Source organism: Enterobacter sp. 940_PEND, assembly GCF_001059415.1.
Classification (GTDB): Bacteria; Pseudomonadota; Gammaproteobacteria; order Enterobacterales; family Enterobacteriaceae; genus Enterobacter; species Enterobacter cloacae_M.
The window spans coordinates 1-410 of record NZ_JUMS01000130.1 but is presented as its reverse complement, the minus strand read 5'-3'; the positions used below and the strand labels follow the sequence as shown (position 1 = coordinate 410).

The 410-nt window shown below is 67.1% G+C and carries 1 protein-coding gene; it reads left to right on the top strand.

All coding sequences use genetic code 11. From position 1 onward, the window contains the following. Window positions 1-410, top strand: a 410-nt coding sequence (locus ADJ24_RS19165) for an Ig-like domain-containing protein (protein WP_048703397.1), incomplete at both ends; no start/stop codon positions are given.

The window sequence follows — 410 nt, the reverse complement described above, 5'->3', positions numbered from 1 at the left end:
CAGTCCGATCTGACCGTATCCGGCACCACCACCGCCGAAGCGGGCCAGACCGTGACCGTGACGCTGAACGGCAAAGACTACACCACAGCCGCAGGCGCGGACGGCAGCTGGACGCTGAGCGTTCCGGCGGCGGATCTGGCATCGCTCGGCGACGGCAGCGTCACCGTGACGGCAAGCGTCAGCGACAAGGCGGGCAACCCGGCGTCGGTCGATCATACTCTGACGGTGGACGTGACCGTTCCTGCAGTGACGATCAACACCGTGGCGGGCGATGACGTGATTAACATCGCTGAGCACGCTCAGGCGCATATCGTCAGCGGCACCGCCACCGGCGCGGCAGCGGGCGATAAGGTCACCGTGACCATCGGCGGCCAGACCTACACCACCGTGCTGGACGCGGCGGGGAACTG